This window comes from Spiroplasma endosymbiont of Stenodema calcarata (assembly GCF_964031205.1).
Taxonomy (GTDB): domain Bacteria; phylum Bacillota_I; class Bacilli_A; order Mycoplasmatales; family Mycoplasmataceae; genus Spiroplasma.
The window spans coordinates 284,324-311,310 of record NZ_OZ035018.1; the positions used below are offsets into that span (position 1 = coordinate 284,324).

The following is a 26,987-nucleotide window of genomic DNA, read 5'->3' on the forward strand; positions in this document are numbered from 1 at the left end:
TAGTTATGGACATTAAAATTTTAACAGTTGGTTCGTTAGACAAAACATTTTTAATAAATGGGTGCATGATGTTTTTAGAACGAATTAAACATTATGCTAAAATAGAAATTATTGAAGTAAAAGAAATTTTTAATAAAAATGAACAAGTAGCAATTAATGAGCAAACAGCATTAGTGATAAAAAAAATCTTAGATTATCCGGATTATTATAAAGTGTTGTTAGCCCTGCATGGTCAACAATTATCAAGTGAAAAAATTGCGAGTTTATTAAGAGATGTTAAAGATTTTAAAAAAGCAAAGTTAATGTTTATTATTGGTGGTAGCCATGGTTTTAATCTTACAATTGGAACAGTAGTTACCTTTCAATTAAGCTTTGGAGCAATAACATTACCACATCAATTATGTCGGTTAATTTTATTAGAACAAATTTATCGTGGTTTTAAAATTATTAACAACGAAGTTTATCATAAATAAAAAGTATAAAAGGGTCATTTTATACTTTTTATTTTTTGGATCTTTTTTTTAATTGTGTTACTTGTGTCATCAGTTCAATTTTTCTTTTGCGGGCTAATTCAGAAAGACCAGTTGTATTTTTTTCTAATAATAACTGTCGATATTGTGGACTATTCTTTTTTGCTAATTTAACAATTTTAACACGATCAGATACAGTCATATTATTAACATCAATATAATCAGGATCATTATTATTAAAAGCTAGTTTTTTTAATTGATTATTTTTTTTCTGAGCTTTTAGTAAGATTTTATACATTGGATTATTTTTATCAATTATCTTTTTCTTATCAAGTTTCATTTTTTTTCTTGTTTTACGGTATACTTCATGGCTGCGTGATGTTTTACGTTCTAAATTATCAAGTTCAGTTTTAGCCATTTGTGCTTTGAATTCTTGAAATTTTTGATAATGTAAAGCGATCTTAGCAACTTTCAATTTTTTTCATCTGATGGTTTTATCGTCTTTTTTATTTGCCATTTTGTTCCTCATCAATTGTTACTTCTGTACAATAATAATTATAACGATATTAAAAAAAGAATAAAAGGTAAGATAATATTTTTTTCTGAGGTTGGGCAGGGGAAATGTGGACTTTAATTTTATTATTTTTTTATTATTTTTTAAAAAAGCACTTGCATTATTGAAAGTTATCCAATAAAATGAACTAGCATGTATATTTGTGGAAACAAATTTTATGGTCTATCTTTGATACACTGATAGGCGTTGTCAATGTCCACACAAAAAATATAAATAAATTAGGAGGAAAAGTAATGGCTCAAACTAAAATGAGAATAAAATTAAAAGGTTATGATCACCGTGTGGTTGACCAATCTATTCAAAAAATCATTGAAGCAGCCCAAGCCGCAGGAGTAAAAGTTAAAGGACCGATTCCTTTACCAACTGATCGTGAAATCATTACTATTTTACGTGCAACTCATAAATACAAAGATTCAAGAGAACAATTTGAAATGAGAACACATAAAAGAATTATTGATATCATTAATCCTGATGGCCCAAAAGTAATTGATACTTTAAAACGTGTCCAATTGCCAAGTGGTGTTGAAATTGAAATGAAATAAATAACCGTTCTTAAATTTAATTTATAAACAAGATATACATGACGCATTTTCAAGGAGGAAAGAAATGAAAGGAATCTTAGGACGCAAAATTGGTATGACACAAATTTTTGCTACCGATGGTAGACTAATACCAGTTACAGTAGTTGAAGTACAACCTAATGTTGTTTTACAAGTGTTAACTAAAGAAAAAAATGGTTATCAAGCACTTCAATTAGCTGTCGAAGATAAAAGAATTAACTTGGTTTCAAAACCAAACCAAGGACAATTTAAAAAAGCGAATACAACACCTAAGCGCTTCGTTAAAGAAATCAGAAACATGGATGGCTATAATTCTGGCGATATTATTAAAGCTGATATCTTTACTGCTGGGGAATTCGTTGATGTAACCGGAACTTCAAAAGGGAAAGGATTTACAGGTTCAATTAAGCGACATAATTACTCACGTGGTCCAATGGGCCATGGGTCAGGATACCATCGTGGCGTTGGTTCAATGGGAGCGATTGCCCCAAACCGGATTTTAAAATCAAAAAAAATGTCCGGACATATGGGAACTGAACAAGTAACAATTCAAAATTTGGAAGTAATTGCAATTGATACTGTAAAAAATGCCTTATTAGTAAAGGGTTCAATTCCAGGACCAAAAAAACAGTTTGTAGTTGTTAAAGAAACAATTAAAGGTTTAACACCAAACACACTAACAGAACTACTTAAAAGAACTGTGGACCCAAAAACACCAGAACCTGAAATTAAAACAGAAAAAACAGTTGAGGTAGTTGCTGAAGCACCTGTTGAATCGGCACCTACAACTGATGCACCAGCATCAGTGACAGAATAGTTTTGTAGAAAGGAATTTTAGAATGAAATTACAAGTACTTGATGCGAAAGGAAGTAGCGTTAAAGAAATTAGTGTAAATGACAAGATCTGAGGTATTGAGCCACATCAACAAGCAATGTTTGATGCTGTTGTGGCGCAACAAGCCGCAATGCGTCAGGGTACACACAAAACTAAAACAAGAACTGAAGTATCTGGTGGGGGAAGAAAACCTTGAAGACAAAAAGGTACTGGTCGTGCTCGCCAGGGGTCAATTAGAGCACCACAATGAAAAGGTGGAGGGATTGTATTTGGTCCAACTACAGAAAAAAATTACTTAAAACATGTTAATAAAAAAGTAAGAAGATTAGCAATTAAATCAGCCTTATCATTAAAAGCACAGGATAAAAATGTAGTGGTTATTGATCAATTTGGAATTGAACAACCTTCAACAAAAACAATGGTTGAAGTTTTAAATAATTTAAAAGTTAGTGATGAGAAGTTATTAATCATTACAACTGAAGGTGATGAAGTTAACTTCAAATCATCACGTAATATTAAAAAAGTAAATATAATTGCATCAACTGGAATAAATATTTATGATTTACTAAATGCCAACAAGTTATTAGTAACAGAACAAGCAATTAAAGCAATTGAGGAGGTGTACGCATAATGCATATTACTAATGTTATTAAAAAACCAATTTTATCAGAAAAAACATATCGTAATATGGCTGATGGTGTATACACTTTTGAAGTAGCACGTGCTGCTAATAAAGTTCAAATTAAAAAATCTTTTGAAAAAATCTTTGAAGTAAAGGTTGAAAAAGTTAATGTTATTAATTATGATCCCAAAGAAAAGAAAATGGGAAAATTTGCTGGAGAAACAACGTATACAAAACGTGCAATCATTAAATTAAAACCAGGAGAAAAATTAGATTTATTAGGAGAAAATAAATAATTCCAGGAAACACTATCTGGGACTGTTTATTGGCGAAACAGGAGGATAAATAAAAATGCCAATTAAGAGTTTTAAACCATTTACACCGAGTCGTCGTAATATGACAACATTAGATTATTCCGTATTAACAACTGATCGTCCGGAAAAATCATTAATTGAAACTCGGAAAAGACACGCTGGTCGTAATAACCAAGGAGTTATTACAACAAGACATAAAGGTGGCGGTCATAAAATTAAGTATCGAATTATTGACTTTAAACGAAATAAGGAAGATATTGTTGGAAAAATTGCCACAATTGAATATGATCCTAATCGTAATGCCTTTATTTGTTTAGTTAATTATATTGATGGTGAAAAGAGATATATCTTAGCACCAAAAACAATTAAAGTTGGAATGGAAATTATTAGTGGAGAAAAAACTGATATTAAAGTTGGAAACTGCATGAAATTAAAAAACATTCCAGAAGGGACAGTCCTTCATAATTTAGAATTGCGCCCTGGTAAAGGTGGGCAATTAGCACGCTCAGCAGGTTCATCAGTTCAATTATTAGGAAAAGATGATGATGGTAAATATGTTACTATTCGGTTAACTTCTGGTGAAGTTCGCAAGGTTTTAGCTGAATGTCGTGCAACTATCGGAGAAGTCGGAAATGAAGACTATGGCTTAGTAAATTGAGGGAAAGCAGGACGTAACCGTTGACGTGGTATTCGCCCAACTGTTCGTGGTTCTGTTATGAACCCAAATGATCACCCGCATGGGGGTGGAGAAGGAAAAGCTCCTGTTGGACGTAAAGCGCCAATGACACCATGAGGTAAAAAAGCATTAGGAGTAAAAACTCGTAATAAGAAAAAAGCTTCAACTAAATTAATCGTTAGAAGACGTACTAAATAATCTTGCTAATTAGAGTCAAAGATAATTGACAGTAGTTGAAAGTATATATTGGAATTAGTGAGATTATTTAAAAGGAGGTACAACAATGTCACGAAGTTTTAAAAAAGGGCCATTTGTTGATAAACATTTACAGAAAAAAGTTGAAGCATTAAATGCAGTAAATAAAAAAGAAGTTGTTAAGACATGATCAAGAAGAAGCGTTATTTTCCCGGAATTTATCGGTCATACATTTGCAGTGCATAACGGAAAAGAACATATTCCCGTTTATGTTACTGAAGATATGGTTGGTCATAAATTAGGGGAATTCTCACCAACGAGAAAATTTGGTGGCCATGGCGATGATAAGAAAAAGAAAAGATAATTAAATTCAGAAAGTGAGTATTATATAAATGGATGTAAGAGCAAACTTAAGAAGTATTCGAATATCGCCGCGAAAAGTTAGATTGGTTGCCGATTTAATTCGTAGTAAAAAAGTGGGAGACGCAATAGTTATTCTTAACAACACAAACAAAAAATCATCAGTCTCAGTTCAAAAATTAGTAAAGTCAGCAGTGGCAAACGCTGTTAACAATAATGGACTGGATGCTGATCGCTTATTTATTAAAGAAATCTTCGTTAACGAAGGACCAACATTAAAAAGATTCCGTCCTCGTGCCCACGGGCGTGCATATGAAATTTTAAAGAGAACAAGTCACATCACAATTATTGTTAGTGATGGGCAGCAATAAGAAAGGAAGATAACAAGATATGGGTCAAAAAGTTAGTCCAACTGGATTACGTGTTGGAGTTATTAAAACATGAGATTCAAGATGATATGCTGAAAAGCAAGATTATGTGAATTGATTGCATCAAGATATCAAAATTAGAAAAGCTCTAATGAAGAAATTAAAAGGAGCTAATGTTTCTAAAATTGAAATTGAGCGTACAAAAAAAGAAATTGTTATCTTTATTAGAACTGCTCGTGTTGGTGTTGTCTTAGGGCAAGAGGGAAAAAACATCGCAGAATTAGTAAAACTAGTAAGAGTTACAATTTGTGATCGTAAAATGGAAGTAAAAATTAATGTTGTTGAAATTAAAAACCCTGATACAGATGCACAATTAGTTGCAAACACAATTGCTGAACAAATTGTTAATCGTGCATCATTTAGAACTGTGCAAAAGTTAGCAATTAAAAAAGCAATGAGAGCTGGTGCGCAAGGAATTAAAACTTCCGTAGCAGGACGATTAGGTGGAGTTGAAATGGCTCGTACTGAAGGATATACTGAAGGAACGGTACCATTAGCAACTTTACGTAGTGATATTGATTATGCGTTAGCGGAAGCGCTAACAACTTATGGTCAAATTGGTGTTAAAGTTTGAATTTGTAAAGGTGAAATATTAAGTAAAGATTTAGTTTCAACTAGTGATGAAAAACCAAAATTTGAGCGCAGAGATTTTGATCGTTCAAATCACAATCGTCGTGATTATCCACCAAAATCACAATTTGCTCCTAAGGAGGCAAAATAATGTTATTACCAAAAAGAACGAAATATCGTCGCCCACATCGTATTAAATACGAAGGAAAAGCAAAAGGAAATACTAAAGTTGATTTTGGAGAATTTGGATTACAATCATTAGATGGAGCATGAATTACAAACCGTCAAATTGAAGCAGCACGGATTGCCATGACACGTTATATGAAACGTTGAGGGAAAGTATGAATTAGAATTTTCCCACACATGGCTAAAACAAAAAAACCATTAGAAGTGCGGATGGGGTCAGGGAAAGGTTCACCTGAAGAATGAGTAGCAGTAGTTAAAACAGGAACTATTATGTTTGAAGTAGCAGGAGTTTCAGAAGATACTGCTCGTGAAGCATTGCGGTTAGCAATGCATAAATTGCCGGTGAGATGTAAGATTGTAAAAAAAGGAGAAGAGTAAGATGAATGATTTAAACAAAAAATCAGTTGAAGAGTTAAAAAAACTTGAAGAAGAATCACGTGCTGAATTATTTGCTTTACGATTTCAATCAGCAATGGGGAACTTAGAAAAACCACATCGCATTGGTGAATTAAAAAAACAAATTGCTCGTATTTTAACAATCTTATTTTCTCGTAAAAACGCTGGTGAAAACACAGCAATTAATGTCAACATTAATTTGAGTGAAACATATGCTAAAATTGAAAAAGAATCACAAGCATTTGCAAAACAACGCAAAGCGAAAATTGATAAAATGATGTCAGAACAACAAGCTTCTGAAGATAACATGTCAAGTTTAATGGACTTACCATTAACTGAAGCAATGGAAATCACGGACGAAGTAGATAATGTTTCACCATCTGTTGTCGCAGAAGTGAAAAAACCAGCTGTGGTAAAAGAAAAAGTAACAAAAGAATCTTTACCAACCACTGCTAGCAAACCAGCAGCACCAGCTGCGGAGAAGGCACCAAAAGCGCCTTCGCAACCATCATCAAAAAAGGGAGTTACGAACGAATCATTAACTCCTGTGGTAAAACCAGCGCCTGTTAAACCAACACCAAAAGCACCTTCAAGTGCTAAGGCGGCACCAACAGCGTCAACAAAAACCACAACAGTTAAATCAACTCCTGTTAAACCAGCTGTTGATAAAAAGACTGCTGTAAAATCGTCAATTAAAAAGAACGAACCAGCAGCACAACCAGCAAAAGTAGGAAGTAAACCACCTGCTTCAGCAACAACTAATAAAACAACAGTAACCGTTAAATCAGTTACTTCGGCTAAAGCAGAAATTGAAGTGTCGAAGAAAACAAATAAAGCAACGGGAACTAATACTGCAAAAAAAGATGTGGAACTTAATGCTAAAGAAAAATTAGCAGCCATGAAAAGTGCAATTGCAACTGGTACGGTTAAAGGCCGTGGCACTGGCGTTAAAATTGACTTAGATTTAAAAGCAAAAGATCCAAAAGCATCTGAATATATTTATGGAGCAAACTGAAAAGAAAATCGTGATAAAATTCTAAATGCCGGTAAAACAACAAAAAAAGCTGATGACAAAACAATTAAGAAAGGGACAGGAAAAAAATAATGGAAAGAAATAATCGAAAAGTGCTGCAAGGCCGTGTTGTTTCAAATAAAACTGAAAAAACAATTACGGTTTTAGTTGAAACATACAAAAATGATCCCTTATATAAAAAACGGGTTAAGTATTCTAAAAAATATTTAGCGCACGATGAACAGAACCAAGCCGATATTGGCGATAAAGTAAGTATTATGGAAACGCGTCCCTTATCAAAAAACAAACACTTCCGTTTAATTGAAATTATTGAAAAAGCAATTGGTTAATTAAGAAGAGGAAAAGTAAATGATCCAACAAGAATCAAGATTAAAAGTTGCCGATAATTCCGGTGCAAAAGAAGTGTTAGTAATTAAAAATTTGGGTGGTTCATGACGTAAGTTTACTAATATTGGGGATATTGTTGTATGTACCATTAAAAAAGCCATTCCCGGTGGAATTGTTAAAAAAGGCCAAATTGTTAAGGCAGTTATTGTTCGTACAAAACGCGGACTAAAAAGAACCGATGGAACACAAATTCAGTTTTCAGAAAATGCAGTAGTTTTAATAAAAGATGATAAAACCCCACGGGGAACACGTATTTTTGGTCCAATCGCCCGTGAAGTTAAGGATGCTGGTTTTGGAAAAATCGCATCATTAGCGCCAGAAGTGTTATAGGAGGCTAAGTTATGAGTAAATTTAAATTTAAAAAAGGTGACTTAGTTAAAGTTGTGACGGGAAAACACAAAGGAACAGAAGGACCAATCATCCGCGTTTTACGCGAAAAAAATCGTGTTATAATTGAAGGAATTACGAATATTAAACATGTGAAACCTTCACAAGATAATACCGAAGGAGGAATTCAACAAGTTCCTGCTTCAATTCATATTTCAAATGTTGCATTAATTGATCCAAAGAACAAAAAGGAAATCACTAAAATTAGTTATCAAATTACTGATAGTGGTAAAAAAGTTCGCATTGCTCGTAAATCAAAAGCTCATTTGGCTTAAAGAAAGGAATAATTGTTAATAATGAATGTTAATTTAGAAAAAAAATATAAAGATGTAATTGTTAAAGAGTTATTCAAAGAGCAAGGTTATCAATCAATTATGCAAGTTCCTGTTGTTAAAAAAATTGTCGTTAACATGGGAGCTGGTGATGCAGCACAAAATAGTAAAGTAATCGAAGATGTTACAAATGAATTAGCGTTAATTACTGGATCACATCCAATTGTTACGAAAGCAAAAAGTTCAATTGCCGCTTTCAAATTACGTGAAGGAATGCCAATTGGAGTCAAGGTTACTTTACGTGGTAAAAAAATGTATCAGTTTTTAGATAAACTAATTAACATTGCTTTACCACGAGTAAGAGATTTCCGTGGTGTTAGTAAAAATGCTTTCGATGGGCGTGGAAACTACACGTTAGGAATCAAAGAACAAATTATTTTCCCTGAAATTGATTATGATAAAATTAAAAAAATTCGGGGAATGGATATTACAATTGTCACAAGTGCAACTAATAATAGCGATGCTCATGCATTATTAGAAAAAATGGGCATGCCATTTAAAAAATAGGAGGAAAGAAATATGGCCAAAAAATCACTAAAAGTTAAACAACAACGCCATCCAAAATTCAAGGTAAGAGGTTATACTCGTTGTGGAAGCTGTGGACGACCTCATGCTGTGTTACGTAAATTTAATTTATGCCGTTTATGCTTTAGAAATTTAGCATATAAAGGACAAATTCCTGGGGTTAGAAAAGCTTCATGATAGAAAGAGAGACTAATTAATTATGATGATAGATACAATCGCTGATATGTTAACAAGAATCCGAAATGCTAACCAACGTTTACACAAAAGTGTAATAATGCCAGCAAGTAAAATGAAAGTAAGAATTGCTGAAATTTTAAAAGAAGAAGGTTATGTTGAAGATTTTAAAATATCAGGAGATGTGAAAAAAGAATTAAGTTTAATCTTAAAATATAAAGGTAAAACAAAAGTTATTTCAGGATTAAAAAGAATCTCAAAACCAGGATTAAGAGTTTATGTAACAGTGGAAAAAGTACCTCAAGTTTTAAATGGGATGGGAATTGCAATTATTTCAACAAGCCAAGGAATTATGACAGGAAAAGCGGCAAAACATGCTCACTTAGGTGGGGAAGTTATTGCTTATGTTTGATAGCAAACATTAAAGGAGAATAGAAAAATGTCTCGAATTGGTAATAGAGAGTTAAAAATTCCAACAGGTGTCGAAGTAACAATTCAACCGAACAATATTATTGTCAAAAGCACAAAAGGACAATTAGAGCAAGCAATCCCAAGTGTTATTACAGTTAACACACAAGATGGCATTGTGACAACAACAAGAGCAAACGATGTGAAACATAGTAAGCAATTACACGGAACAATGAATTCTTTGATTCAAGGAATGTTGGAAGGTGTCAGCAAAGGTTTCAAAAAAGAATTAGAAATTAATGGGGTTGGTTATCGTGCTGCGTTAGCAGGAGATAAATTAACCTTAAATTTAGGATATTCACATCCAGTTGAATATAAAATTCCGAAAGGAATTACCATTACCCTTCCGAAACCAACCCAAATTGTTATTGAAGGAATTTCAAAACAATTAGTTGGGGAAGTAGCAGCTAACATTAGAAATTATCGTAAACCTGAACCTTACAAAGGAAAAGGGGTTAAATACAAAGATGAACATATTATTCGTAAAGAAGGGAAATCTGCTGGTAAATAGCAGAAGAGAGGAAGAACAACAATGGCAAATTTACAAGGTCAAAGCCGCAGTGCAAAACGTAAAAAAAGACATTTCCGTGTCCGCGCTAAAATTAATGGTACTTCTGCAATTCCCCGTTTGAATGTGTTCAAATCGAATGGGCATTTCTATGCTCAATTAATTGATGATGTTAAGCAAACAACAATTGTTGCGGCCTCAACATTAAAAATGGCCGATTTAAAATCAACAAGTAATATTGCAGCGGCTGAAAAAGTCGGAACAGATATTGCGAAAAAAGCACTTGATAAAAAAATTATAACAGTAGTATTTGATCGTGGTGGGTACTTATATCACGGGAAAATAAAAGCATTTGCAGAAGCTGCGCGTAAAGCAGGATTAAAATTTTAAAAGGAGCAATAAGAAAATATGGCAGAAAATAAAACAGGTTTAACACCAAAAACTGGAACACCAACATCAACACCATCAACACCAAGAGGCGATTTTTCACGCAATAATTCGCGACCACCACATCAACGTTCAGAACGAAACTTTGATCGTCGTGGGGACGATAATATGTTTGAAGAAAAAGTCGTAACAATTCGTCGTGTTACGAAAGTTACGAAAGGAGGACGACACTTCCGTTTTGCGGCAGTTGTTGTTATCGGTGATAAAAAAGGTCGTGTTGGGTTTGGAACAGGGAAAGCAAATGAAGTTCCTGATGCAATTAAAAAAGCAATTAAAGAAGCAAAAAAACAATTAGTAAAAGTGCCTTTAGTTGGAACAACAGTTCCCCATGAAGTTATTGGCCATTTTGGAGCCGGAAAAGTTTTAATCAAACCAGCACGGAAAGGTACCGGAGTTATTGCCGGGGGACCAGCACGGGCAGTGATTGAATTAGCGGGCTTAGCAGATGTTTATACAAAATCATTAGGATCAAATACACCAATTAATATGATTAGAGCAACATTGGATGGTTTACGTAATTTACGAACAGTTGATCAAATTGCTAGATTACGTGGTAAAACGCCAGAAGAATTACAAGGATAAGAGGTAAGAAATATGAAATTAAATGAATTACAATATAGTGAAGGAGCTCGCCATAGTAAAAAACGCTTAGGGCGGGGAACTTCATCAGGCCTTGGTAAAACTTCTGGAAAAGGTCATAAGGGGCAAAATGCCCGTACTGGGGGTGGAGTTCGTCCTGGCTTTGAAGGAGGGCAAACACCAATCTTCCGTCGATTACCAAAAGTAGGTTTTACTAATATTTCAACAAAAAGCTATGTTATATTAAATTTAAATGATTTAGAAAAATTAGGCTTAAGTGATGTAAATCATCAAACATTAGTTGCGAAAAAAGTGCTAAAAAATGAAAAAGAATTAATTAAAATCTTAGGGAATGGTACAATATCTAAGAGTGTTAACGTAAAAGTTAACAAAATTTCACAAACTGCAAAAACAGCAATTGAAAAAGCCGGAGGAAAAGTGGAGGTAATATAGTGAAGACTAAAGCAAAAAAACGAAAACTGACTCGTAATAACGGTGATGTGGATATTATTAAATCATCAAATTTCTTTGTTAAAAATAAAGATTTGATTAAACGAATTGGTTTTACCTTATTAGTTTTAATTTTAATTCGCCTTGGAAGTTATTTAACAGTTCCAGGTGTGACAATTTCACACAACTTCCAAGATCTATCAAACAATGACCAGTTCTTTAGTTTGATTTCGATGTTAGGAGGAGGAACACTAGGGAAGTTTTCAATTTTAGCTTTAGGAGTTTCACCATATATTACTGCTTCAATTATTGTCCAGTTATTATCAACTGACGTTATTCCGCCCCTATCGCGTTGAGCAAAAAGTGGGGAACGGGGACGAAAAAAATTAGATCGTTTAACAAAATGATTAACAATTCCTTTTGCTATTATGCAAGGAATTGCGACGATCTTTACGATGGCTAATCAAGGTATTATTTCTCCCAAATGAGATTCATCTGATTTTGGGACAGGAAGCCCAATCTTCTATTATCTTTTAGTACCAACAGCTTTAATTGCTGGAACAATGTTAATGTTATGGTTAGCTGACCAGATGACAATTAAAGGCATAGGAAATGGAGTTTCATTAATTATTTTTGCGGGAATTGTGGCGCAATTACCAAACAACTTACAAACAACCTTTAAATTTTGAATTTCGGGGCAAGAGGACATTAACTTACTATTTGATGGAATTTTAAAATTCTTAGTTTATGTTGTAATGTTCTTATTAGTTGTTTTATTTGTTGTTATGTTAAATGAATCAGAACGTAAACTACCGATTCAGCAAACCGGAAGTGGTCTAGTATCCGACAATGAAAATAATCGTCCCTTCTTGCCGTTAAGAATTAATTCGGCGGGAGTTATTCCGGTAATTTTTGCCTCTGCATTAATTTCAGCGCCAATTACAGTCGCCCAAATTATTAGTGTTAGCAATCCAGCAAATGCTTTTGTCCAATTTACAAATAATTATTTGTCATTTAGTACATGACCCGGAATCATTATTTATGCAATTCTAACGATTTTATTTACCTTTTTGTATTCACAAGTACAAATGAATCCGGAAAAGATTGCAGAGAACTTTCAAAAGGCCGGAACCTTTATTCCAGGTGTTCGTCCGGGCAAAGAAACGGAAAAATACATTAAAGGAACGATTAACCGTTTAAGTATTTTAGGGTCTGTCTTTCTAGCGGCAATTGCAGTTTTACCATATGTTATTAGTAAATTAACATCCTTACCAAGTGCTTTAGCAATTGGAGGAACAGGACTAATTATTATGGTCTCAGTTGCCTTAGAAACAATGCGTCAAGTTAAAGGACGAATTACACAGCAAGCGTTTATCGACAAAAAATCACAAAAATTAGAGGACGAAACAAAACACTCTTATTTATGGTAGAAAGTTAGAGGATAACGAATGCGGAATATTATTTTATTAGGAGCACCAGGCAGTGGAAAAGGAACCCAATCGGAATATTTAGTAAAGCAATTTGGTTTTACTCATCTTTCAACGGGAAACATTATTCGGGATAATATTGAGCGCAAAACACCATTAGGAGTTCTTTGCCAACAATATTCGGAACAAGGACAACTTGTCCCCGATGATATTATGATTCAAATGGTGGAAAATCATCTTCAAACAATCACAGGTGATTTAATTTGGGATGGTTTTCCGCGAACAATCATCCAAGCAGAAAAATTAGATCAGTTATTACAAAAATTACATAGTAAAATTGATTATACGTTATATTTTGAAATTAACGAAAAAAAAATCATTGAACGTATTATTGGCCGCTTGACTTGTCCAACATGTGGGCTAACATATCATAAGACAGCGTTGCCACCAAAGGTACAAGGAGTTTGTGATAATGATCAAACACCATTAGTTCAACGAAAAGATGATAATGAAGCAAAAATTAAGATTAGATTAGCAGCTTATCATAATGATACCGCACCATTAGTGCAGTATTATTTAAATAAGCAAGTATTAACCGTTATTGATGCTGATATGGAAGGACATGCTGTATGAGACCAAATTATGGCAGTTCTAAAATAACGAAGATTGGAGGTACTAGATAAAATGGCCAAAACTGATTTGTTAGAAGTACAAGGAAAAATTTTAGAAGTATTACCAAATACAATGTTTAAGGTGAAACTAGAAAATGGGGCAGTTATTTTAGCTCACGTTTCGGGTAAAATCCGGATGAATTACATTCGCATTTTACCCGGGGATGCAGTAGTTGTCGAAATGTCACCTTATGATTTAGAACGTGGGCGGATTATTTTTAGACATAAATAAAAATAACAAAATAAATTTTTGGTAAAGGAGAATACACGATGAAAGTAAGATCATCAGTTAAAAAAATCTGCGACAAATGCCGTGTAATTAAAAGAAAAGGGCGTGTGATGATAATTTGTTCACAGCCAAAGCATAAACAACGACAAGGTTAAGAAAGGACGGGAAGAAAATGGCACGTATTGGCGGAGTGGATATTCCAAATGATAAACGCGTTATAATTGCGTTAACTTATATTTATGGAATTGGAAAACCACAATCACAAAAAATTTTAAAAGAAGCAAAAATATCAGAAGATATTCGGGTAAAAGATTTATCAGAAGATGAATTAACAACAATTAGAAATGAGATTGCAAAGCTAAAAACCGAAGGTGATTTGCGACGTGAAGTTGCTTTAAATATTAAACGATTAATGGAAATTGGGAGTTATCGTGGGATGCGTCATCGTAAAAGTTTACCAGCACGTGGACAATCTTCAAAGCAAAATGCTCGTACGGTTAAAGGACCACGAAAAACGGTTGCTAATAAGAAAAAATAGTAGATAAGGAGAAGAATTATGGCTGTTAAAAAAACAACGAATAAGAAAAAAGTTAAGAAAAATATCCTAAAAGGGATAGCACATATTCATTCAACTTTCAATAATACAATCGTTACGATTTCTGATGAAGCTGGGAATGTAATCTCATGATCATCAGCAGGAGCAATGGGCTTTAAAGGAAGTAAAAAATCAACACCGTATGCTGCCCAAATGGTAGCAGAAGCTGCTGGTAAAGCAAGCCAAGAACATGGTATGAATAGTGTTCAAGTCGAAGTAAAAGGACCAGGACCAGGGCGTGATGCTGCTGTTCGTAGTATTCAAGCAATTGGATTAGAAATTACTTCAATTAAAGATGTGACGCCAATTCCTCATAATGGGGCACGACCACCGAAAAGACCAAGAGGATAGGAGAAGGATTAGGCGATGAAACAATTTATTAGACCAGAATTTAAATTACAAGCAGAAGATAAAGCAAATAATTATGGAAAGTTTTTAGTAGAACCATTAGAACGGGGATTTGGGGTAACGTTAGGAAACGCTTTGAGACGAACATTATTATCAGCAACGCCAGGGGCCGCTGTTTTTGCCGTTCGAATTAAAGGAGCTTCTCATGAGTTTACCGCTATTCCTGGTGTTGTCGAACATGTTACAAAAATAATTTTAAATATTAAAAATTTAGTATTAAAAATTAACCAAGATATTATTCCAGATGGCGAATCAGTTATCTTAAAAGTTGTATCTTCAAAAGAAGGCGAAGTTCAGGCAAAAGATTTAATTGTCCCAACCGGTGTTGAAGTTATTAATGGGGATTTATTATTGGCAACAATTGCTAAAGGTGGCGAATTAGAATTAGAATTACATGCGCGTAATTCACGAGGTTATAAGTCATTTACCGACAATAAAAAAGAAAAAAAATATGCTGATTTAATTGTGATTGATTCGAACTATTGTCCAATTCAACGTGTGGCATACAATGTTGAACCAACAAAAGTTGGAAAGAATGCGGACTTGGAGAAATTAGAATTAGAAATTCAAACTGATAGTTCAATTACTCCTGTTAATGCTGTTGCAATGGCAGCAAAAGTTATTACTGAACATTTAGAATTCTTTGTTAATTTAAACGAAGCAATTAAAGCAACGCAAATTATTTCATCAGAAACAGAAACGGAAGAAGATGAATTAGATCGTAGTATTGATGAATTAGAATTTACGCAACGTTCACAAAACTGTTTAAAACGAGCAAAAATTGATACTTTACGTGATTTAGTTTCTAAAACGGAAGATGAAATTCAAGATATTAGAAATTTAGGAAAAAAATCATTAACTGAAATTAAAGACAAAGTGGCGCAATTAAATTTACATTTTCGCCGCGATTAGAAAAGGAGGAATATCATTATGTCATATCAACAAAAAAGAGGAAAAAATACAGCCTGAAGAAATGGTTTAATGCGTAATTTAGCAACAGAATTAATTATTAACGAACGGCTAGAAATTACAGAAACACGCGCAAAAGAATTGCGTCGACATGTTGAAAAATTAATCACATTAGGGAAACGACAAGATTTACATGCTCGTCGCCGTGCTGCTAGTTTTTTACGTGATATTGATGCCAATGAAAAAGAAACCGCATTGCAAAAGTTATTTAATGGGGTTGCAAAAAAATATCAAAAGCGTGAAGGTGGTTATACGCGGATTTTAAAATTAGATAATCGCAAAGGAGATAATGCTCCAATGGTGATTATTGAATTAGTATAAATGAGAAACTAACAGCAGTGTTAGTTTTTTCTTTTTATGATAAAATAAAGTTAGAAATGGAGTTAGAAAATGATTACAATTAAAACTGAACAAGAAATTGTCTATATGCGAAAAGCAGGAGCCGTTTTAAAACAAATTCATCAAGAATTACGGATGATGATTAAACCAGGTGTAACTGGTCTGATGCTTAATGAACGAGCGGAAGCAATTATTGCGGCGAATGACTGCCATCCCAATTTTAAAGGTTTATATGATTTTCCGGCCGCAATCTGTGTTTCAGTAAATACTGTCTTAGTGCATGGGATTCCTAACAATGTTCCTTTTCAAACCGGTGATCTTGTTTCAATTGATGCGGGTTGTGCTTATCAAGGTTATAATAGTGATGGCGCTTTTACCGTGATTGTTGGAGCTGCGACAAATCCTGAACATATTAAATTGTTAACTGTTACGGAAACAGCTTTAACAAAAGCAATGGCAATTTTAAAGCCAGGAGTGCGAATTGGTGATATTGGGGCTGTAATTCAAACCTATGTTGAAGGCGAAGGCTTTTATTTACCAACCGAATTTACTGGTCATGGGATTGGCCGTGAATTACACGAAGATCCAATGATTCCAAATGTTGGAGTTGCTGGGACAGGAATGCGCTTACAAGCAGGGATGACAATTTGTATTGAACCAATGGTCCAAATTGGAACAAAAGCAATTAAAATGTTAGCTGATGGATGAACTCCTGTTTCTGCCTTAGGATTAGGAAGTGCCCATTTTGAACATACAATATTGATTACTGCAACTGGTTATGAAATTTTAACATAATCAGTTTTATTATTTTAGTAGGATAATTTATTTCTTTACAACCAGCTTTAAGGAAGGTCCGGGATTGTTTTGAAATTAAAAATTGAAAAATAAATTAATATCGTGTATTATAAATAAATAGGGCTTTAGAATTTATTTAGAGGGAGATAATGATGCGATTTAAACAGAAAAATTGAATTTGAAAAATTAATATTTTTGGTAAGCATATTAAAGCTGGGTCAGGAAAGTATGATCCCTTTGATTATGGGCGTGTTAAAAAAATTGCCCGAGCAACAGCAAAAGCAGAACGATTAACAGCAAAACAAAATCAAAATAACTATTAAAAAAATCATACTTAACATTAAGTATGATTTTTTAACCGTAGGTCTTATTTTTAGATTGGTAAATGATAATTATCGGCAATTTTTTTATAAATCATTGTTTGACAATCTTCATCACTAAATCCAACAAAATTGAAAATACCAATAAATTTATAACCAATTTCTTGTTTCTTTTCATTTGATTTAGCAAAAGTAACAAATTGCGTATTCTTTTCGGTATGTTTTGCACCAAGTTTTTTCCGTTTAATAAGATCTTGACCTTGATTAAATTGGTAAAGATACTGTCGATCGGGACTGCTATAATTTGCGTATCCTTTGTTAAGATCTCTTGGCAGTTGGGCGGGAGGACTAAGATTTACCAATCATACTTGTTGTTGGTTATTAATGGTGTAGCCATTTGTTAGAATTGAAAGGTTATTTTCATCGGTAAAGAGGGCACTTAAAACATCAAAAATAGTACGAAAACTGATATCATCGGTAATTTTAATTTCTTTTTGTTGTAAAATTCTTTGCAATGTTTCATTTGGCATTTTAAATTCCTTCCTGGCAAGGATTTTAAGCGTAATTAAAATCTTGAAATTAATTGTGTTATTTTTATGGTCACATATATTAATTATACTAAAAAAAACAATTAAAATGTTATAATAATTACAAGTATCGAGAAGGAGGGAACAGAATGTTTTTATCGTTTGTTATTGTATCACAAAATAATTCAGAAAAATTAATGAATACATTAATATCAATTAAAGAACAAACTGATGATGATTATGAAATTGTGCTAGTCGATGATAGTGGTTTTCAACCCAAATCGTCGGCATTAGAGTTTATGAATGAACATTTTTATGCTAATGGTAAAAAAATTCAAGTCATCACAAATTTACGTAGTCAAGGCTTTTCATATAATCTTAATACAGCGATTGCTGTTGCCCGGGGTAATTATTTTATGATTGTTGATGAAGGAGAAATTGTTTATAAAACAGCAATTGCTGTTTTAAAAGCAAATATTGCAAAACATCAAGTTGAACATAAACAAATTGATATGGTTGAATTTCGATTACATTATCCTCATTCAAAAGGTAATAGTGAGATTCGTAATAAAACAAATATGTTATTATCACCAAAAACAGATAAAGAAATATTAGCATATACCCATCCATTAATTTTTACTAAAATTTTTTGTCGTAAGTTAATATTACAAAAAAATATTGAATTTCTGAATTATCGTCGAACAGATGCCTTCTTTATTTATAATATTTTAGCAAAGAGCAATGGTTTTTTAGCAATTGATGATATTTTAGCTGCTTGTGAATTAGGACTTGTGAATTATAGTGTCTTTGACTTGCTTAAACAGTGAATTTATATTTTTAACTTATATCGGGATTTAAATTTGTACCGTGAATATCAAGAAGAATTAGAATATGCATTTCTTCGTTTTTGCCTTATTACATTTTTACGCCTTGTTCGATTACAAAATAATAAGACTCTATCAATTAAAGCAATTAATAGTGCGGAAAATAAATTGGAACGACGCTATAAGAATTTCATAAAAAATAAATACATTAAAGATATTAAAGAACCAAAATTTAAAATAATTGTCAGTGATATTAAAGGATTTATTAAAAATTGAAAATTAGAAAATACCAAATAAGATCTTATGACAAAATTAGGAGATAAACCGCAGATTCCAATTCAGAGTAAGGATAATAGTGATGTTATGATGTCAACAACGCTCGGAGAAGAAAATTATAATTTGCATCAATTAGCACGACCATTACGTGTTATTTTAATCCGTTTTTTTGATATTATTATTGCCAGTTTAATTCCTTTAATTTTAACTTTGACAATGCATTATTGGGATCAAAATCGGACTATTTGAGCACCAATAGTTGTTATTGGCGTTACTTTTTTATTATTTTTTTGTTACTTTGTTCTTTTACCATACTTTTGTGATGGTAGAACCGTTGGGAAGTTTCTATTTCAAATTAAATTAGTTAACACCGAACAAAAGCTAACATTAGCAGTTATTTTTACCCGGGAATTATTTATTACTTTTTTACCATGATTTGTTGTTCTATTAACAAATTTAAGTTTAAATTTAATTTTTCATATTAATTTAGGAGATTTATTTCGGACAACTAATAAAAATCCAGTGGCGATAATTATTATTCGAATTGTAACAACAACTTATTTTTTATGATATTTGGGGTTAATTTTTGCCCTGATTTTAAATCCAAATCATCAAATTTTATTTGATCGTTATTTTCATTTATTTAATGTTAAAACAAAACCAATTGTTAAAAAACAAAAGAAATCAGTTAAAAAGCCAATAACAAGAGAAAATCAACATATCCATTTGAAAAAAGACCAACCAGGAAATATTTCGGATGAAATTTTAAAAGAAATTGATGAATTATAGGGTAAAATGTAATTGTTTGAAGAGAAAGGTAACAAAGCATGGGGAACGAATTTATTGAACATTTAAATCCAACACAACGAGAAGCAGTACTAGTGATTAAAGGACCAGTACGAATTATTGCTGGGGCTGGGAGTGGTAAAACTCGCGTAATCATTAATAAGATTGCGTATTTAATTAAATATGCTAATTTGAAACCATGACGAATTTGTGCGGTAACTTTTACTAATAAAGCTGCCAATGAAATGAAAGAACGGATTGTTGATTTAATTGGTTCCTTAGGGAAACGCAGTGTTATTTCAACTTATCATGCCTTGTGTGTGCGAATATTACGGGAAGATATTACTGCCTTAAATTATGAGCGTAATTTTAATATTATTGATATGGCTGACCAAGATAGTATTTTACGAAATATTTATAAAACATTTAATGCTAAATATGATGCCCAAGAAGGACGGAGTGTAAAGAATTCGATTAGTAATTGGAAGAATGATTTTATTAACCCAGCACAGGCAAAGGAAAATGCTGTTGGTGATGAAAAACGATGAGCACAGGTTTATGAACATTATCAAACTCGTTTACAAGAATTAAAGAGTGTAGATTTTAATGATTTAATTTTACTAACATATAAGTTGCTTAAACATCATCCAGATGTTTTAAACAAATGACAAAATCGTTTTGACTATTTTTTAGTTGATGAATTCCAGGATACAAATGAATTACAATTTGATATTATTAAATGATTAATTGGGGATGCTTTGAATATAACAGTTGTTGGTGACCCTGATCAAACAATTTATTCATGACGGGGTGCTAAAGTTAATTTAATTTTAAATCTCGATAAGTACTTTCCGGGGACTGAAACAATTATTTTAAATGAAAATTATCGATCAAGTCAAAGTATTTTGTCCCTAGCTAATAATTTAATCGCCAATAATAAAGATCGAATTAAAAAAGATTTATTTACAAGTAAAGGATTAGGACAATTCCCAATTTTATATCATGCAATAAATAGTGGTGATGAAAGTGATTTTGTAGCGCGTAAGATTAAAGAATTAATTAAAACAGAAAATTATGATTATAATGATATTTTAATTTTGTATCGGGCAAATTATTTATCACGGGATTTAGAAATTGCGTTAGCTGATTATGGAATTTCTTATCGCATTTTTGGGGCTTTTAAATTTTATGAACGGAAAGAAATTAAAGATGCCTTGGCTTTCTTAAAAATAATTATGAATAATGATCAATTAGCAGTGGAACGAGTTTTATTATTAACACCAAAAATTGGTCCTAAAGCATTGGAACAAATAAAGGTAATGTTATCCGAACAGAACATTACTTTTACAGAATTATTAGAACATCATTTTGCTTTATTACCCCTAAGTTTACAACATAATTTGCAGGATTTACGAAATGGAATTGTGACAGCGTTAGCTGAATTACCAAAAGCAAAAACAATTGGAAATCTTTTAATGCTTTTATTAGATAAAACTGGTTTTAAGCAGCGGTTAAAAGACAATTTTGAAGAAGAACGAGAAGAAAATATTTTAGAATTAATTGCATCGGTAGAAAAATTTGATCAACAAAATACAGAATTAGAGGGGGTCGAATTATTAAGTGAATACTTGCAATTAATTTCGTTACAAACCGATAGTGATAGTGATAACCTAACTGACAATACAGTTTCGCTAATGACAATTCATAATGCCAAAGGATTAGAAAAAAAAGTTGTTTTTATTGTTGGTTTAAACGAAGGAATCTTTCCATCAAATCATGCTATTAAAATGGGCCATGACCAAATTGAAGAGGAACGACGAACATTATATGTTGCAATTACGAGATCTCAAGAATTATTATTTTTAAGTCACCCCGAAGGTTATTCTTACATTACCGGAAATGAACGATTTCCATCACGGTTTATTAAAGAACTAGATGAAGATTTTTACCAAAAAGTTAATAGTGAATTATTTTTGAAGACACCAAAATTCGTTGATGGTCATGATAGGAATAGAATAAGTAACCAAACAGGTGGGAATTTTTATTTGAATAAAAATATGGCATCATCCGCTGTTCCTAATTTATGAAAAGTAAATGATACTGTTGAACATGACTTATTTGGGATTGGTGTTGTAGTGAAAATTATCGCACAAAATGTTCAAATTGTTTTTCCAAAGCCATTTGAGGTCAAGATTATTTCTGCGGATAGCCACGCTATTAAAAAGGTAGAATAGTGGAGGGCAAACCAGATGAAAATTAAGAATTATAAAGAATTAGCAAAAATTGCTGGTTGTGGTGTTGGGACAATTTCCCGTTATTTTAGTGGTGGATCAATCAGTGATGGGATGCGGGAACGAATTAGGGCAATTTTACAGCAAAACGATTTTTTCTTAAGAAAAAGTCAGTTCCAAACAAATGTTACTTTTTTAATTTTTGATAAAGTTTCAAAATGAACTTGTCAAGTTCTTCAATTTTTAGTAAATAAATTGGCGACTGAGAATAGTATCGTAAATATTGCTTTTCTTAATGAAGATGAAAAATTATTTAATTTAAAATTACAAGCATTGCAACAGTAGTGGAATATGAAAATAATTATTTTTTGCCAGTTATTATGAAGAGATTTTAAATTTATTTAAAAAATATGAAAATAATCCCAATGTACTTCTTTTTGGGCAACAAAATAATAAATTTCAAGCAATATATTTTAACTTTGAAAAAATAATGGTGCAATTAGTAACACAAATTGCTGCACAAACACCCGCAATCTTATATTTATCATTAGGAACAGAATGAAAAACATTATATCGTGGGTATTTTAAAGCTAGTACTGATTTAAATTTAATGACTAATTATCTTGTTTTACCTGGAAATGATTATGCTGCAGATTTAACATTATTAACAAATGCAGTTATTGATAAACATATTGAAACAGTAATTTGTGCTGATGAAGATAGTTATTTTATTGCCAAAAGTCTTAAAAATGTGGACCTTAAAATTATTAATGTTATTTTTGATTTTAATGACGCAAATAATTATTTAACACAAGATCGAGCAATTCAAATTAATTTTAATTGGATTGTCACAGAGTTGACTACATTCTTAAATTCAGAAATAATTTCAAATGAGCAACGAGAAATCCCCGTTAAAATTAATCTTTAAAAAGATTAAATTGTTAGGGATAATATAGTTATTTTAATTTTTTTTGATATAATAAGTGAGTATATTTTAAAGGAGGAAATTTAATGGCATCATTCAAAGCTATTATCGCTGATCCTGTTGGTATGCATGCTCGCCCAGCCGCATTAATTGTAGGAGAAGCTGGAAAGTACCAGTCAGATATTACTATTTTATCAGGGGGCAAAACTGGTAATTTAAAATCAATTATGACTATTATTGCATTAGGAATTCATCAAGGGGCAGAGGTTGAAATTGTGGCATCTGGTACTGATGAAGACGTTGCAATTGCAGAAATTGAAAAAGTAATGAAAGACAACAAGGTTATTTAAAACGGATTTTTATTGAATATACAAAATTAAAATAAATACTACAAAAATGTAGTATTTTTTTATTACTTTCGATAGTGATGGTTTCTTATCATTTTTGATGAAATTATTATATAATACTTTTGAGGTGTGTAATGGTAATTCTTGCAATTGAAACAAGTTGTGATGAGACTAGTATTGCGATTTATAAAGATGGCAAAATCTTAGCAAATATTATTTCATCGCAAATTAATGAGCATACAAAATTTGGTGGTGTTGTTCCAGAACTTGCTTCGCGGTTACATTTAAAAAATTTTCCGTATGTTTTTCTAGATGCATTAAAAACAGCAGCAATCAGCATCACAGATTTACAATACATTGCGTACACAGCAAAACCAGGTTTAATTGGTGCTTTACATGTTGGTAAAATAATAGCGGAAACTTTATCTATTTATTTAGAACTACCAATGCTTCCTTTAAATCATTTATATGGTCATATTTATGCTAGTGCGATTGATAATACCTTTTCATTTCCTTTGTTAGCAGTGCTTGTTAGTGGTGGTCATACGCAACTAATATTAATGCGGAAACACTTGGAATTTGAAATTTTAGGTTCAACATTAGATGATGCGGTTGGGGAATGTTATGATAAAGTTGCCCGCATGTTAAAACTGGGATATCCTGGGGGACCAATTATTGATAAACTAGCATCACAAGGGATGACAAATACTTATCATTTGCCGTTACCTTTAAATGATCAAAGTTATAATTTTTCTTTTAGTGGTTTAAAATCAGCCGCGGCTAATTTAATTACAAAAACACAGAACAAGGAAAATCTTAACTTATCTAATTTTTGTGCCACCTTTCAACAAACTTGTGTGGATATTATTATCCGTAAAACAAGGTTAGCAATTGAAAATTTTCAACCAAAAATGGTTACATTGGTTGGTGGAGTTTCTGCCAATACAGCCCTGCGCACAGCAATATTAGCTTTAGCAAGCCCAACTTTAAAAATACTTATTCCAAAATTAGAATATTGCACCGATAATGCGGCAATGATTGCTCGATTAGCAGCGCAAGAATTATTAGAAAAACAAGGTAAAGGAGACTAGATTATTATGGCATCATTTTTATCAAAATTAGAAACATTTGATTCAAAGAATTTCACAAAAAAAGAAAATGAAATAATTAAATACATTAAAGAGAATATGAAAGAAGTAACAACAATGAATATTGAGATTTTAGCACAACAAGTTAATACTGGTTATAGTGCAATTTATGGGTTGTTACGTAAAATGCAAATCAAAGGTTACCGTGATTTTTTAATTGCGATTGCCGCAGATGTGGAAATTAAATCATTAGATTTTGAAAACATGGAAAGTTTAATGAAAAAAACATATTTTGATATTCTTAATCAAAATGATACGATGATTAATAATGAGGTAATGAATCAAACGATTGATGCAATTAAAGGGGCATATCGAATTTTTGTAATTGGAATGGGCTCAACTAATGCATTATCACAAACTTTAGCCTTAGAATTATATCGTTTTGGTTTTAATGCTTTTAATTTAAATGAAAATGAAGAAGATTTAATGGTTCGTTCTCGTTTTATGAATAAGAATGATTTAATTTTAGCATATTCATTATTTGGTGATAATGAATCAGTTAATAAAGCGTTAACAATTGCGAAGGCAAAAGGAGTTACAATTGTTACTATTTCTGGAAAAGATATGTCAAAAGCAGTCAAATTATCGAATTGATGACATATTATTTCGACTCCTAATCAACGTGCAAATGATCATAAAATTTATGTAAATAAACTGTTACCTTGAATGTATTTTACTGATCACTTAATTAATAGAGTTTGGTCATCAGATATTGTTGATAAAGATTTTGTGATGGCACAGCAAGATAATCGTTGGGACTATTAAAAATGGAAAATATTTCAATTCTCTCTAAGTTATCGATGATTCAAGGTAACTGTACAAAAAAAGAAGCTCGAATCGCTAATTATATTCGCGATAATGTTCGGAATATTCGAAATATTAAAATTGAAGAATTATCAAATGCCACTGGGATTGGTTATTCACCAATTTATTCTTTAATTAATAAATTAGGTTTTAAAGGTTATCGTGATTTTATTATTGCTGTTGTTGCTGAGCAAGAACGGTTAGAAACTAATAATTTAAATTTAGAGGCGACAGAAAATATCTTTTTATATTATCAAGATATTTTGCAACGGAATAATCAAATTTTTCATAATGATAAATTATTAGAGACAGTTACGTTATTGAAAAAAGCAAAAACAGTTTACTTAGTTGGTGTTGGGAATACAGGTCTTGCGATAAAAGAACTTGCTAATCGATTATTTAGTTTTGGTTTTGCTTGTAATATTTTGGTCGAAGATGAAAATAGTACTATTATGCGAGCAAGTTTAATGCAAGCAGATGATTTATTAATTTGTATGAGTTTAGAAGGAAAAACACAAGCTGTTGTGGCAGCAGCACGTGAAGCAAAAAATAATGGGGCGAATGTTATTGCAGTTACTTCAAAATATAATTCTGATTTATCAAAATATGCGGATGTTAATCATCTTGTTATTTCTTCAACATTATATGAAAAAAGTCGGATTTTTATTTCTGTTTTATTACCATTAATATATTGAAACGATAATTTAATTCAGGTGTTGTTATCAATGGATAAAGAGCATGAGTATTTAGAAAACAAGGTTAAAAGTAATAAAATTTTAAAAAAATATCGTTAAATTAAAAGGAAGCTTTAATTTTGTCGAAAACTCTTGATGAAATAAAAAAATCATCAATATGACAATTTGAAAAATAATTTTGTTTAAGATCATGATTTTGCTTTAAATTTTTTAAACATTAAAATATAATACCGTTGATTGTTGTTTTGGTGTTAAACCTTTATGTTGGTATTTTCATTTTCATAGATTTAAATAATTTTGAATATTAGTGAAACCCAAACCATGATAATGAATTAAGGCTTCTTTAAGACTGGATTGTAATTTACTAATCTTATTTAACTTTCGATAACTAGTATCAGGGTTTGTACTAGTTTTGGTAGAATATAGAGTAGAATTTGTTTGTTTTGCTACTAATAAATATAATGGTTGCATGTCAGAAATAATTATTGATTTTTCTTTAATTAATTGCTTATTCATATTTTCAATAATTCATTGTTTTTGTAATCGTTTGGTATTGGTGGATTGAACAAAAATATTATTATTGCTATCAACTACCATTTGAATACAGCATTTGGTATTAGTTGAAAATGGATCAAGATGAGTTTTTCGTTTATCAAATTTATCTTTAAAATTACCTTTATGGATTTCTTTAATAAAAGTTTCATCAATTTGGATTTGACCATTTAATTTTTTAAATTTTAATTGAGTATTTTCTAATTGTTTTGATTGCATTAATTTTTGACGATTATATCAAGCAGTTTTTGGTGTTGTTTTAATAAAACGGGAAATTATTTTACTAGATTGTCCTAATAATGAAATTTGAATTAATAAATTTCACTGTTCATAATTTAAATGACTTCAATAAGTAAAATGATGACGAAAAGCATCAAAACTAGCACGACATTTTTTACATAAATATTTTTGTTTTCCTTCGGGATTATGACCATTTTTAACACAATGATAAGATTTACAATCAGGACATATAATGCCTTTATCTCTAAATTTTTGATCAATTTCATTTAAACGTTTTTGTTTTTTGATTACTTCTGCTTCTTTTTTTATTTTTTCAGCAAATTCTAAAAATTGATCATCTGTAAAACTGTTTTTTAATTCTGTAATTATTTTTTCCATCAATTATTTACCTCTATATATTAAA

General features: G+C 31.6%; 43 protein-coding genes. 40 read left to right on the forward strand and 3 right to left on the reverse strand.

Annotation, left to right across the window (positions count from 1 at the left end; all coding sequences use genetic code 4):
- Positions 1–5 precede the first annotated feature (5 nt).
- Positions 6–473, forward strand: a complete 468-nt coding sequence (locus ACQH24_RS01495) for a 23S rRNA (pseudouridine(1915)-N(3))-methyltransferase RlmH (RefSeq protein WP_425380281.1) — start codon at positions 6–8, stop codon at positions 471–473.
- A gap of 28 nt (positions 474–501) precedes the next feature.
- Here the strand turns inward: ACQH24_RS01495 and ACQH24_RS01500 are convergent, their stop codons facing one another.
- On the reverse strand, positions 502–987 hold the full coding sequence (locus ACQH24_RS01500; protein ID WP_425380282.1) for a hypothetical protein: 486 nt from the start codon (positions 985–987) through the stop codon (positions 502–504).
- A gap of 290 nt (positions 988–1,277) precedes the next feature.
- On the opposite strand from ACQH24_RS01500, the gene rpsJ reads away from it, so the two are divergent.
- From rpsJ to ACQH24_RS01650, 30 genes are all read left to right on the forward strand, one after another.
- Positions 1,278–1,586 carry a 30S ribosomal protein S10 gene (rpsJ, locus tag ACQH24_RS01505; RefSeq protein ID WP_040092918.1) on the forward strand — a complete coding sequence of 103 codons (309 nt, stop codon included), beginning with the start codon at positions 1,278–1,280 and terminating at the stop codon, positions 1,584–1,586.
- A gap of 64 nt (positions 1,587–1,650) precedes the next feature.
- A complete protein-coding gene (rplC, locus tag ACQH24_RS01510; protein WP_425380283.1) occupies positions 1,651–2,421 on the forward strand; it encodes a 50S ribosomal protein L3 in 771 nt (256 codons plus the stop codon).
- A gap of 22 nt (positions 2,422–2,443) precedes the next feature.
- The gene (gene rplD / locus ACQH24_RS01515) at positions 2,444–3,070 is read left to right on the forward strand and encodes a 50S ribosomal protein L4 (protein WP_425380284.1); all 627 of its coding nucleotides are present in this window, start codon (positions 2,444–2,446) and stop codon (positions 3,068–3,070) included.
- Positions 3,070–3,357: a 50S ribosomal protein L23 gene (rplW, locus tag ACQH24_RS01520; RefSeq protein WP_425380285.1), complete on the forward strand. Its 288-nt coding sequence runs from the start codon at positions 3,070–3,072 to the stop codon at positions 3,355–3,357. Before rplD ends, rplW begins: the two co-directional genes overlap by 1 nt.
- A gap of 55 nt (positions 3,358–3,412) precedes the next feature.
- Positions 3,413–4,249 carry a 50S ribosomal protein L2 gene (rplB, locus tag ACQH24_RS01525; RefSeq protein WP_425380286.1) on the forward strand — a complete coding sequence of 279 codons (837 nt, stop codon included), beginning with the start codon at positions 3,413–3,415 and terminating at the stop codon, positions 4,247–4,249.
- An 85-nt stretch (positions 4,250–4,334) separates the two neighbouring features.
- A complete protein-coding gene (gene rpsS, locus ACQH24_RS01530) occupies positions 4,335–4,610 on the forward strand; it encodes a 30S ribosomal protein S19 (protein WP_425380287.1) in 276 nt (91 codons plus the stop codon).
- Positions 4,611–4,638: 28 nt separating this feature from the next.
- On the forward strand, positions 4,639–4,977 hold the full coding sequence (gene rplV / locus ACQH24_RS01535; RefSeq protein ID WP_425380288.1) for a 50S ribosomal protein L22: 339 nt from the start codon (positions 4,639–4,641) through the stop codon (positions 4,975–4,977).
- Positions 4,978–4,996: 19 nt separating this feature from the next.
- A complete protein-coding gene (rpsC, locus tag ACQH24_RS01540; protein WP_425380289.1) occupies positions 4,997–5,755 on the forward strand; it encodes a 30S ribosomal protein S3 in 759 nt (252 codons plus the stop codon).
- On the forward strand, positions 5,755–6,168 hold the full coding sequence (gene rplP / locus ACQH24_RS01545; protein ID WP_425380290.1) for a 50S ribosomal protein L16: 414 nt from the start codon (positions 5,755–5,757) through the stop codon (positions 6,166–6,168). The genes rpsC and rplP overlap by 1 nt, the downstream gene beginning before the upstream one ends.
- A 1-nt stretch (position 6,169) precedes the next feature.
- The gene (gene rpmC / locus ACQH24_RS01550; RefSeq protein ID WP_425380291.1) at positions 6,170–7,291 is read left to right on the forward strand and encodes a 50S ribosomal protein L29; all 1,122 of its coding nucleotides are present in this window, start codon (positions 6,170–6,172) and stop codon (positions 7,289–7,291) included.
- Complete coding sequence (gene rpsQ / locus ACQH24_RS01555) at positions 7,288–7,548, forward strand: 30S ribosomal protein S17 (protein WP_425380675.1); 261 nt, start codon at positions 7,288–7,290, stop codon at positions 7,546–7,548. The genes rpmC and rpsQ overlap by 4 nt, the downstream gene beginning before the upstream one ends.
- Before the next feature lie 19 nt (positions 7,549–7,567).
- Positions 7,568–7,936: a 50S ribosomal protein L14 gene (rplN, locus tag ACQH24_RS01560; protein ID WP_425380292.1), complete on the forward strand. Its 369-nt coding sequence runs from the start codon at positions 7,568–7,570 to the stop codon at positions 7,934–7,936.
- A gap of 11 nt (positions 7,937–7,947) precedes the next feature.
- Positions 7,948–8,268: a 50S ribosomal protein L24 gene (gene rplX / locus ACQH24_RS01565; protein WP_425380293.1), complete on the forward strand. Its 321-nt coding sequence runs from the start codon at positions 7,948–7,950 to the stop codon at positions 8,266–8,268.
- Positions 8,269–8,289: 21 nt separating this feature from the next.
- On the forward strand, positions 8,290–8,832 hold the full coding sequence (gene rplE, locus ACQH24_RS01570; protein WP_425380294.1) for a 50S ribosomal protein L5: 543 nt from the start codon (positions 8,290–8,292) through the stop codon (positions 8,830–8,832).
- A gap of 12 nt (positions 8,833–8,844) precedes the next feature.
- Positions 8,845–9,030: a type Z 30S ribosomal protein S14 gene (locus ACQH24_RS01575; RefSeq protein ID WP_425380295.1), complete on the forward strand. Its 186-nt coding sequence runs from the start codon at positions 8,845–8,847 to the stop codon at positions 9,028–9,030.
- Positions 9,031–9,049: 19 nt separating this feature from the next.
- The gene (gene rpsH, locus ACQH24_RS01580; protein ID WP_425380296.1) at positions 9,050–9,439 is read left to right on the forward strand and encodes a 30S ribosomal protein S8; all 390 of its coding nucleotides are present in this window, start codon (positions 9,050–9,052) and stop codon (positions 9,437–9,439) included.
- Between the two features lie 24 nt (positions 9,440–9,463).
- A complete protein-coding gene (gene rplF, locus ACQH24_RS01585) occupies positions 9,464–10,003 on the forward strand; it encodes a 50S ribosomal protein L6 (protein ID WP_425380297.1) in 540 nt (179 codons plus the stop codon).
- A 21-nt stretch (positions 10,004–10,024) separates the two neighbouring features.
- Positions 10,025–10,390: a 50S ribosomal protein L18 gene (rplR, locus tag ACQH24_RS01590; RefSeq protein ID WP_425380298.1), complete on the forward strand. Its 366-nt coding sequence runs from the start codon at positions 10,025–10,027 to the stop codon at positions 10,388–10,390.
- 18 nt (positions 10,391–10,408) lie between these two features.
- A complete protein-coding gene (gene rpsE, locus ACQH24_RS01595; RefSeq protein ID WP_425380299.1) occupies positions 10,409–11,029 on the forward strand; it encodes a 30S ribosomal protein S5 in 621 nt (206 codons plus the stop codon).
- A 12-nt stretch (positions 11,030–11,041) separates the two neighbouring features.
- Positions 11,042–11,479 (forward strand): 50S ribosomal protein L15, encoded by a 438-nt coding sequence (rplO, locus tag ACQH24_RS01600; RefSeq protein WP_425380300.1) that lies wholly within the window; start codon positions 11,042–11,044, stop codon positions 11,477–11,479.
- Complete coding sequence (secY, locus tag ACQH24_RS01605; RefSeq protein WP_425380301.1) at positions 11,479–12,906, forward strand: preprotein translocase subunit SecY; 1,428 nt, start codon at positions 11,479–11,481, stop codon at positions 12,904–12,906. The genes rplO and secY overlap by 1 nt, the downstream gene beginning before the upstream one ends.
- 18 nt (positions 12,907–12,924) lie before the next feature.
- Complete coding sequence (locus tag ACQH24_RS01610; RefSeq protein ID WP_425380302.1) at positions 12,925–13,563, forward strand: adenylate kinase; 639 nt, start codon at positions 12,925–12,927, stop codon at positions 13,561–13,563.
- Positions 13,564–13,587: 24 nt separating this feature from the next.
- Positions 13,588–13,806 carry a translation initiation factor IF-1 gene (gene infA / locus ACQH24_RS01615; protein ID WP_425380303.1) on the forward strand — a complete coding sequence of 73 codons (219 nt, stop codon included), beginning with the start codon at positions 13,588–13,590 and terminating at the stop codon, positions 13,804–13,806.
- Between the two features lie 38 nt (positions 13,807–13,844).
- Complete coding sequence (rpmJ, locus tag ACQH24_RS01620) at positions 13,845–13,958, forward strand: 50S ribosomal protein L36 (protein ID WP_425380304.1); 114 nt, start codon at positions 13,845–13,847, stop codon at positions 13,956–13,958.
- A 17-nt stretch (positions 13,959–13,975) separates the two neighbouring features.
- Positions 13,976–14,341, forward strand: a complete 366-nt coding sequence (rpsM, locus tag ACQH24_RS01625) for a 30S ribosomal protein S13 (RefSeq protein ID WP_425380305.1) — start codon at positions 13,976–13,978, stop codon at positions 14,339–14,341.
- 18 nt (positions 14,342–14,359) lie between these two features.
- Positions 14,360–14,749: a 30S ribosomal protein S11 gene (gene rpsK / locus ACQH24_RS01630; protein WP_425380306.1), complete on the forward strand. Its 390-nt coding sequence runs from the start codon at positions 14,360–14,362 to the stop codon at positions 14,747–14,749.
- A 15-nt stretch (positions 14,750–14,764) separates the two neighbouring features.
- Positions 14,765–15,718 (forward strand): DNA-directed RNA polymerase subunit alpha, encoded by a 954-nt coding sequence (locus tag ACQH24_RS01635; protein WP_425380307.1) that lies wholly within the window; start codon positions 14,765–14,767, stop codon positions 15,716–15,718.
- 18 nt (positions 15,719–15,736) lie between these two features.
- Positions 15,737–16,096 carry a 50S ribosomal protein L17 gene (gene rplQ / locus ACQH24_RS01640; protein WP_425380308.1) on the forward strand — a complete coding sequence of 120 codons (360 nt, stop codon included), beginning with the start codon at positions 15,737–15,739 and terminating at the stop codon, positions 16,094–16,096.
- Between the two features lie 69 nt (positions 16,097–16,165).
- Positions 16,166–16,909 (forward strand): type I methionyl aminopeptidase, encoded by a 744-nt coding sequence (gene map, locus ACQH24_RS01645; protein WP_425380309.1) that lies wholly within the window; start codon positions 16,166–16,168, stop codon positions 16,907–16,909.
- 149 nt (positions 16,910–17,058) lie between these two features.
- Positions 17,059–17,232 carry a hypothetical protein gene (locus ACQH24_RS01650; RefSeq protein WP_425380310.1) on the forward strand — a complete coding sequence of 58 codons (174 nt, stop codon included), beginning with the start codon at positions 17,059–17,061 and terminating at the stop codon, positions 17,230–17,232.
- A gap of 50 nt (positions 17,233–17,282) precedes the next feature.
- Here the strand turns inward: ACQH24_RS01650 and ACQH24_RS01655 are convergent, their stop codons facing one another.
- Positions 17,283–17,759: a hypothetical protein gene (locus ACQH24_RS01655; RefSeq protein ID WP_425380311.1), complete on the reverse strand. Its 477-nt coding sequence runs from the start codon at positions 17,757–17,759 to the stop codon at positions 17,283–17,285.
- Positions 17,760–17,905: 146 nt separating this feature from the next.
- Here ACQH24_RS01655 and ACQH24_RS01660 point away from each other — a divergent pair, with 146 nt between their 5' ends.
- From ACQH24_RS01660 to ACQH24_RS01700, 9 genes are all read left to right on the forward strand, one after another.
- Positions 17,906–18,877, forward strand: a complete 972-nt coding sequence (locus ACQH24_RS01660) for a glycosyltransferase family 2 protein (protein ID WP_425380312.1) — start codon at positions 17,906–17,908, stop codon at positions 18,875–18,877.
- A 6-nt stretch (positions 18,878–18,883) separates the two neighbouring features.
- Positions 18,884–19,645, forward strand: coding sequence for an RDD family protein (locus ACQH24_RS01665; RefSeq protein WP_425380313.1), 762 nt, complete (start codon positions 18,884–18,886; stop codon positions 19,643–19,645).
- Between the two features lie 38 nt (positions 19,646–19,683).
- A complete protein-coding gene (locus ACQH24_RS01670; RefSeq protein ID WP_425380314.1) occupies positions 19,684–21,876 on the forward strand; it encodes an ATP-dependent helicase in 2,193 nt (730 codons plus the stop codon).
- 15 nt (positions 21,877–21,891) lie between these two features.
- Positions 21,892–22,218 (forward strand): hypothetical protein, encoded by a 327-nt coding sequence (locus tag ACQH24_RS01675; RefSeq protein WP_425380315.1) that lies wholly within the window; start codon positions 21,892–21,894, stop codon positions 22,216–22,218.
- A gap of 145 nt (positions 22,219–22,363) precedes the next feature.
- Entirely contained in the window at positions 22,364–22,801 is a 438-nt protein-coding gene (locus ACQH24_RS01680; protein ID WP_425380316.1) for a hypothetical protein, read from the forward strand.
- Between the two features lie 83 nt (positions 22,802–22,884).
- A complete protein-coding gene (locus ACQH24_RS01685; RefSeq protein ID WP_425380317.1) occupies positions 22,885–23,148 on the forward strand; it encodes an HPr family phosphocarrier protein in 264 nt (87 codons plus the stop codon).
- 131 nt (positions 23,149–23,279) lie between these two features.
- Entirely contained in the window at positions 23,280–24,236 is a 957-nt protein-coding gene (gene tsaD / locus ACQH24_RS01690; protein ID WP_425380318.1) for a tRNA (adenosine(37)-N6)-threonylcarbamoyltransferase complex transferase subunit TsaD, read from the forward strand.
- A gap of 6 nt (positions 24,237–24,242) precedes the next feature.
- Positions 24,243–25,058: a MurR/RpiR family transcriptional regulator gene (locus ACQH24_RS01695; protein ID WP_425380319.1), complete on the forward strand. Its 816-nt coding sequence runs from the start codon at positions 24,243–24,245 to the stop codon at positions 25,056–25,058.
- A 35-nt stretch (positions 25,059–25,093) separates the two neighbouring features.
- Complete coding sequence (locus ACQH24_RS01700) at positions 25,094–25,891, forward strand: MurR/RpiR family transcriptional regulator (RefSeq protein WP_425380320.1); 798 nt, start codon at positions 25,094–25,096, stop codon at positions 25,889–25,891.
- A 111-nt stretch (positions 25,892–26,002) separates the two neighbouring features.
- Here the strand turns inward: ACQH24_RS01700 and ACQH24_RS01705 are convergent, their stop codons facing one another.
- Positions 26,003–26,962, reverse strand: coding sequence for a transposase (locus ACQH24_RS01705; protein WP_425379371.1), 960 nt, complete (start codon positions 26,960–26,962; stop codon positions 26,003–26,005).
- Positions 26,963–26,987 lie beyond the last annotated feature (25 nt).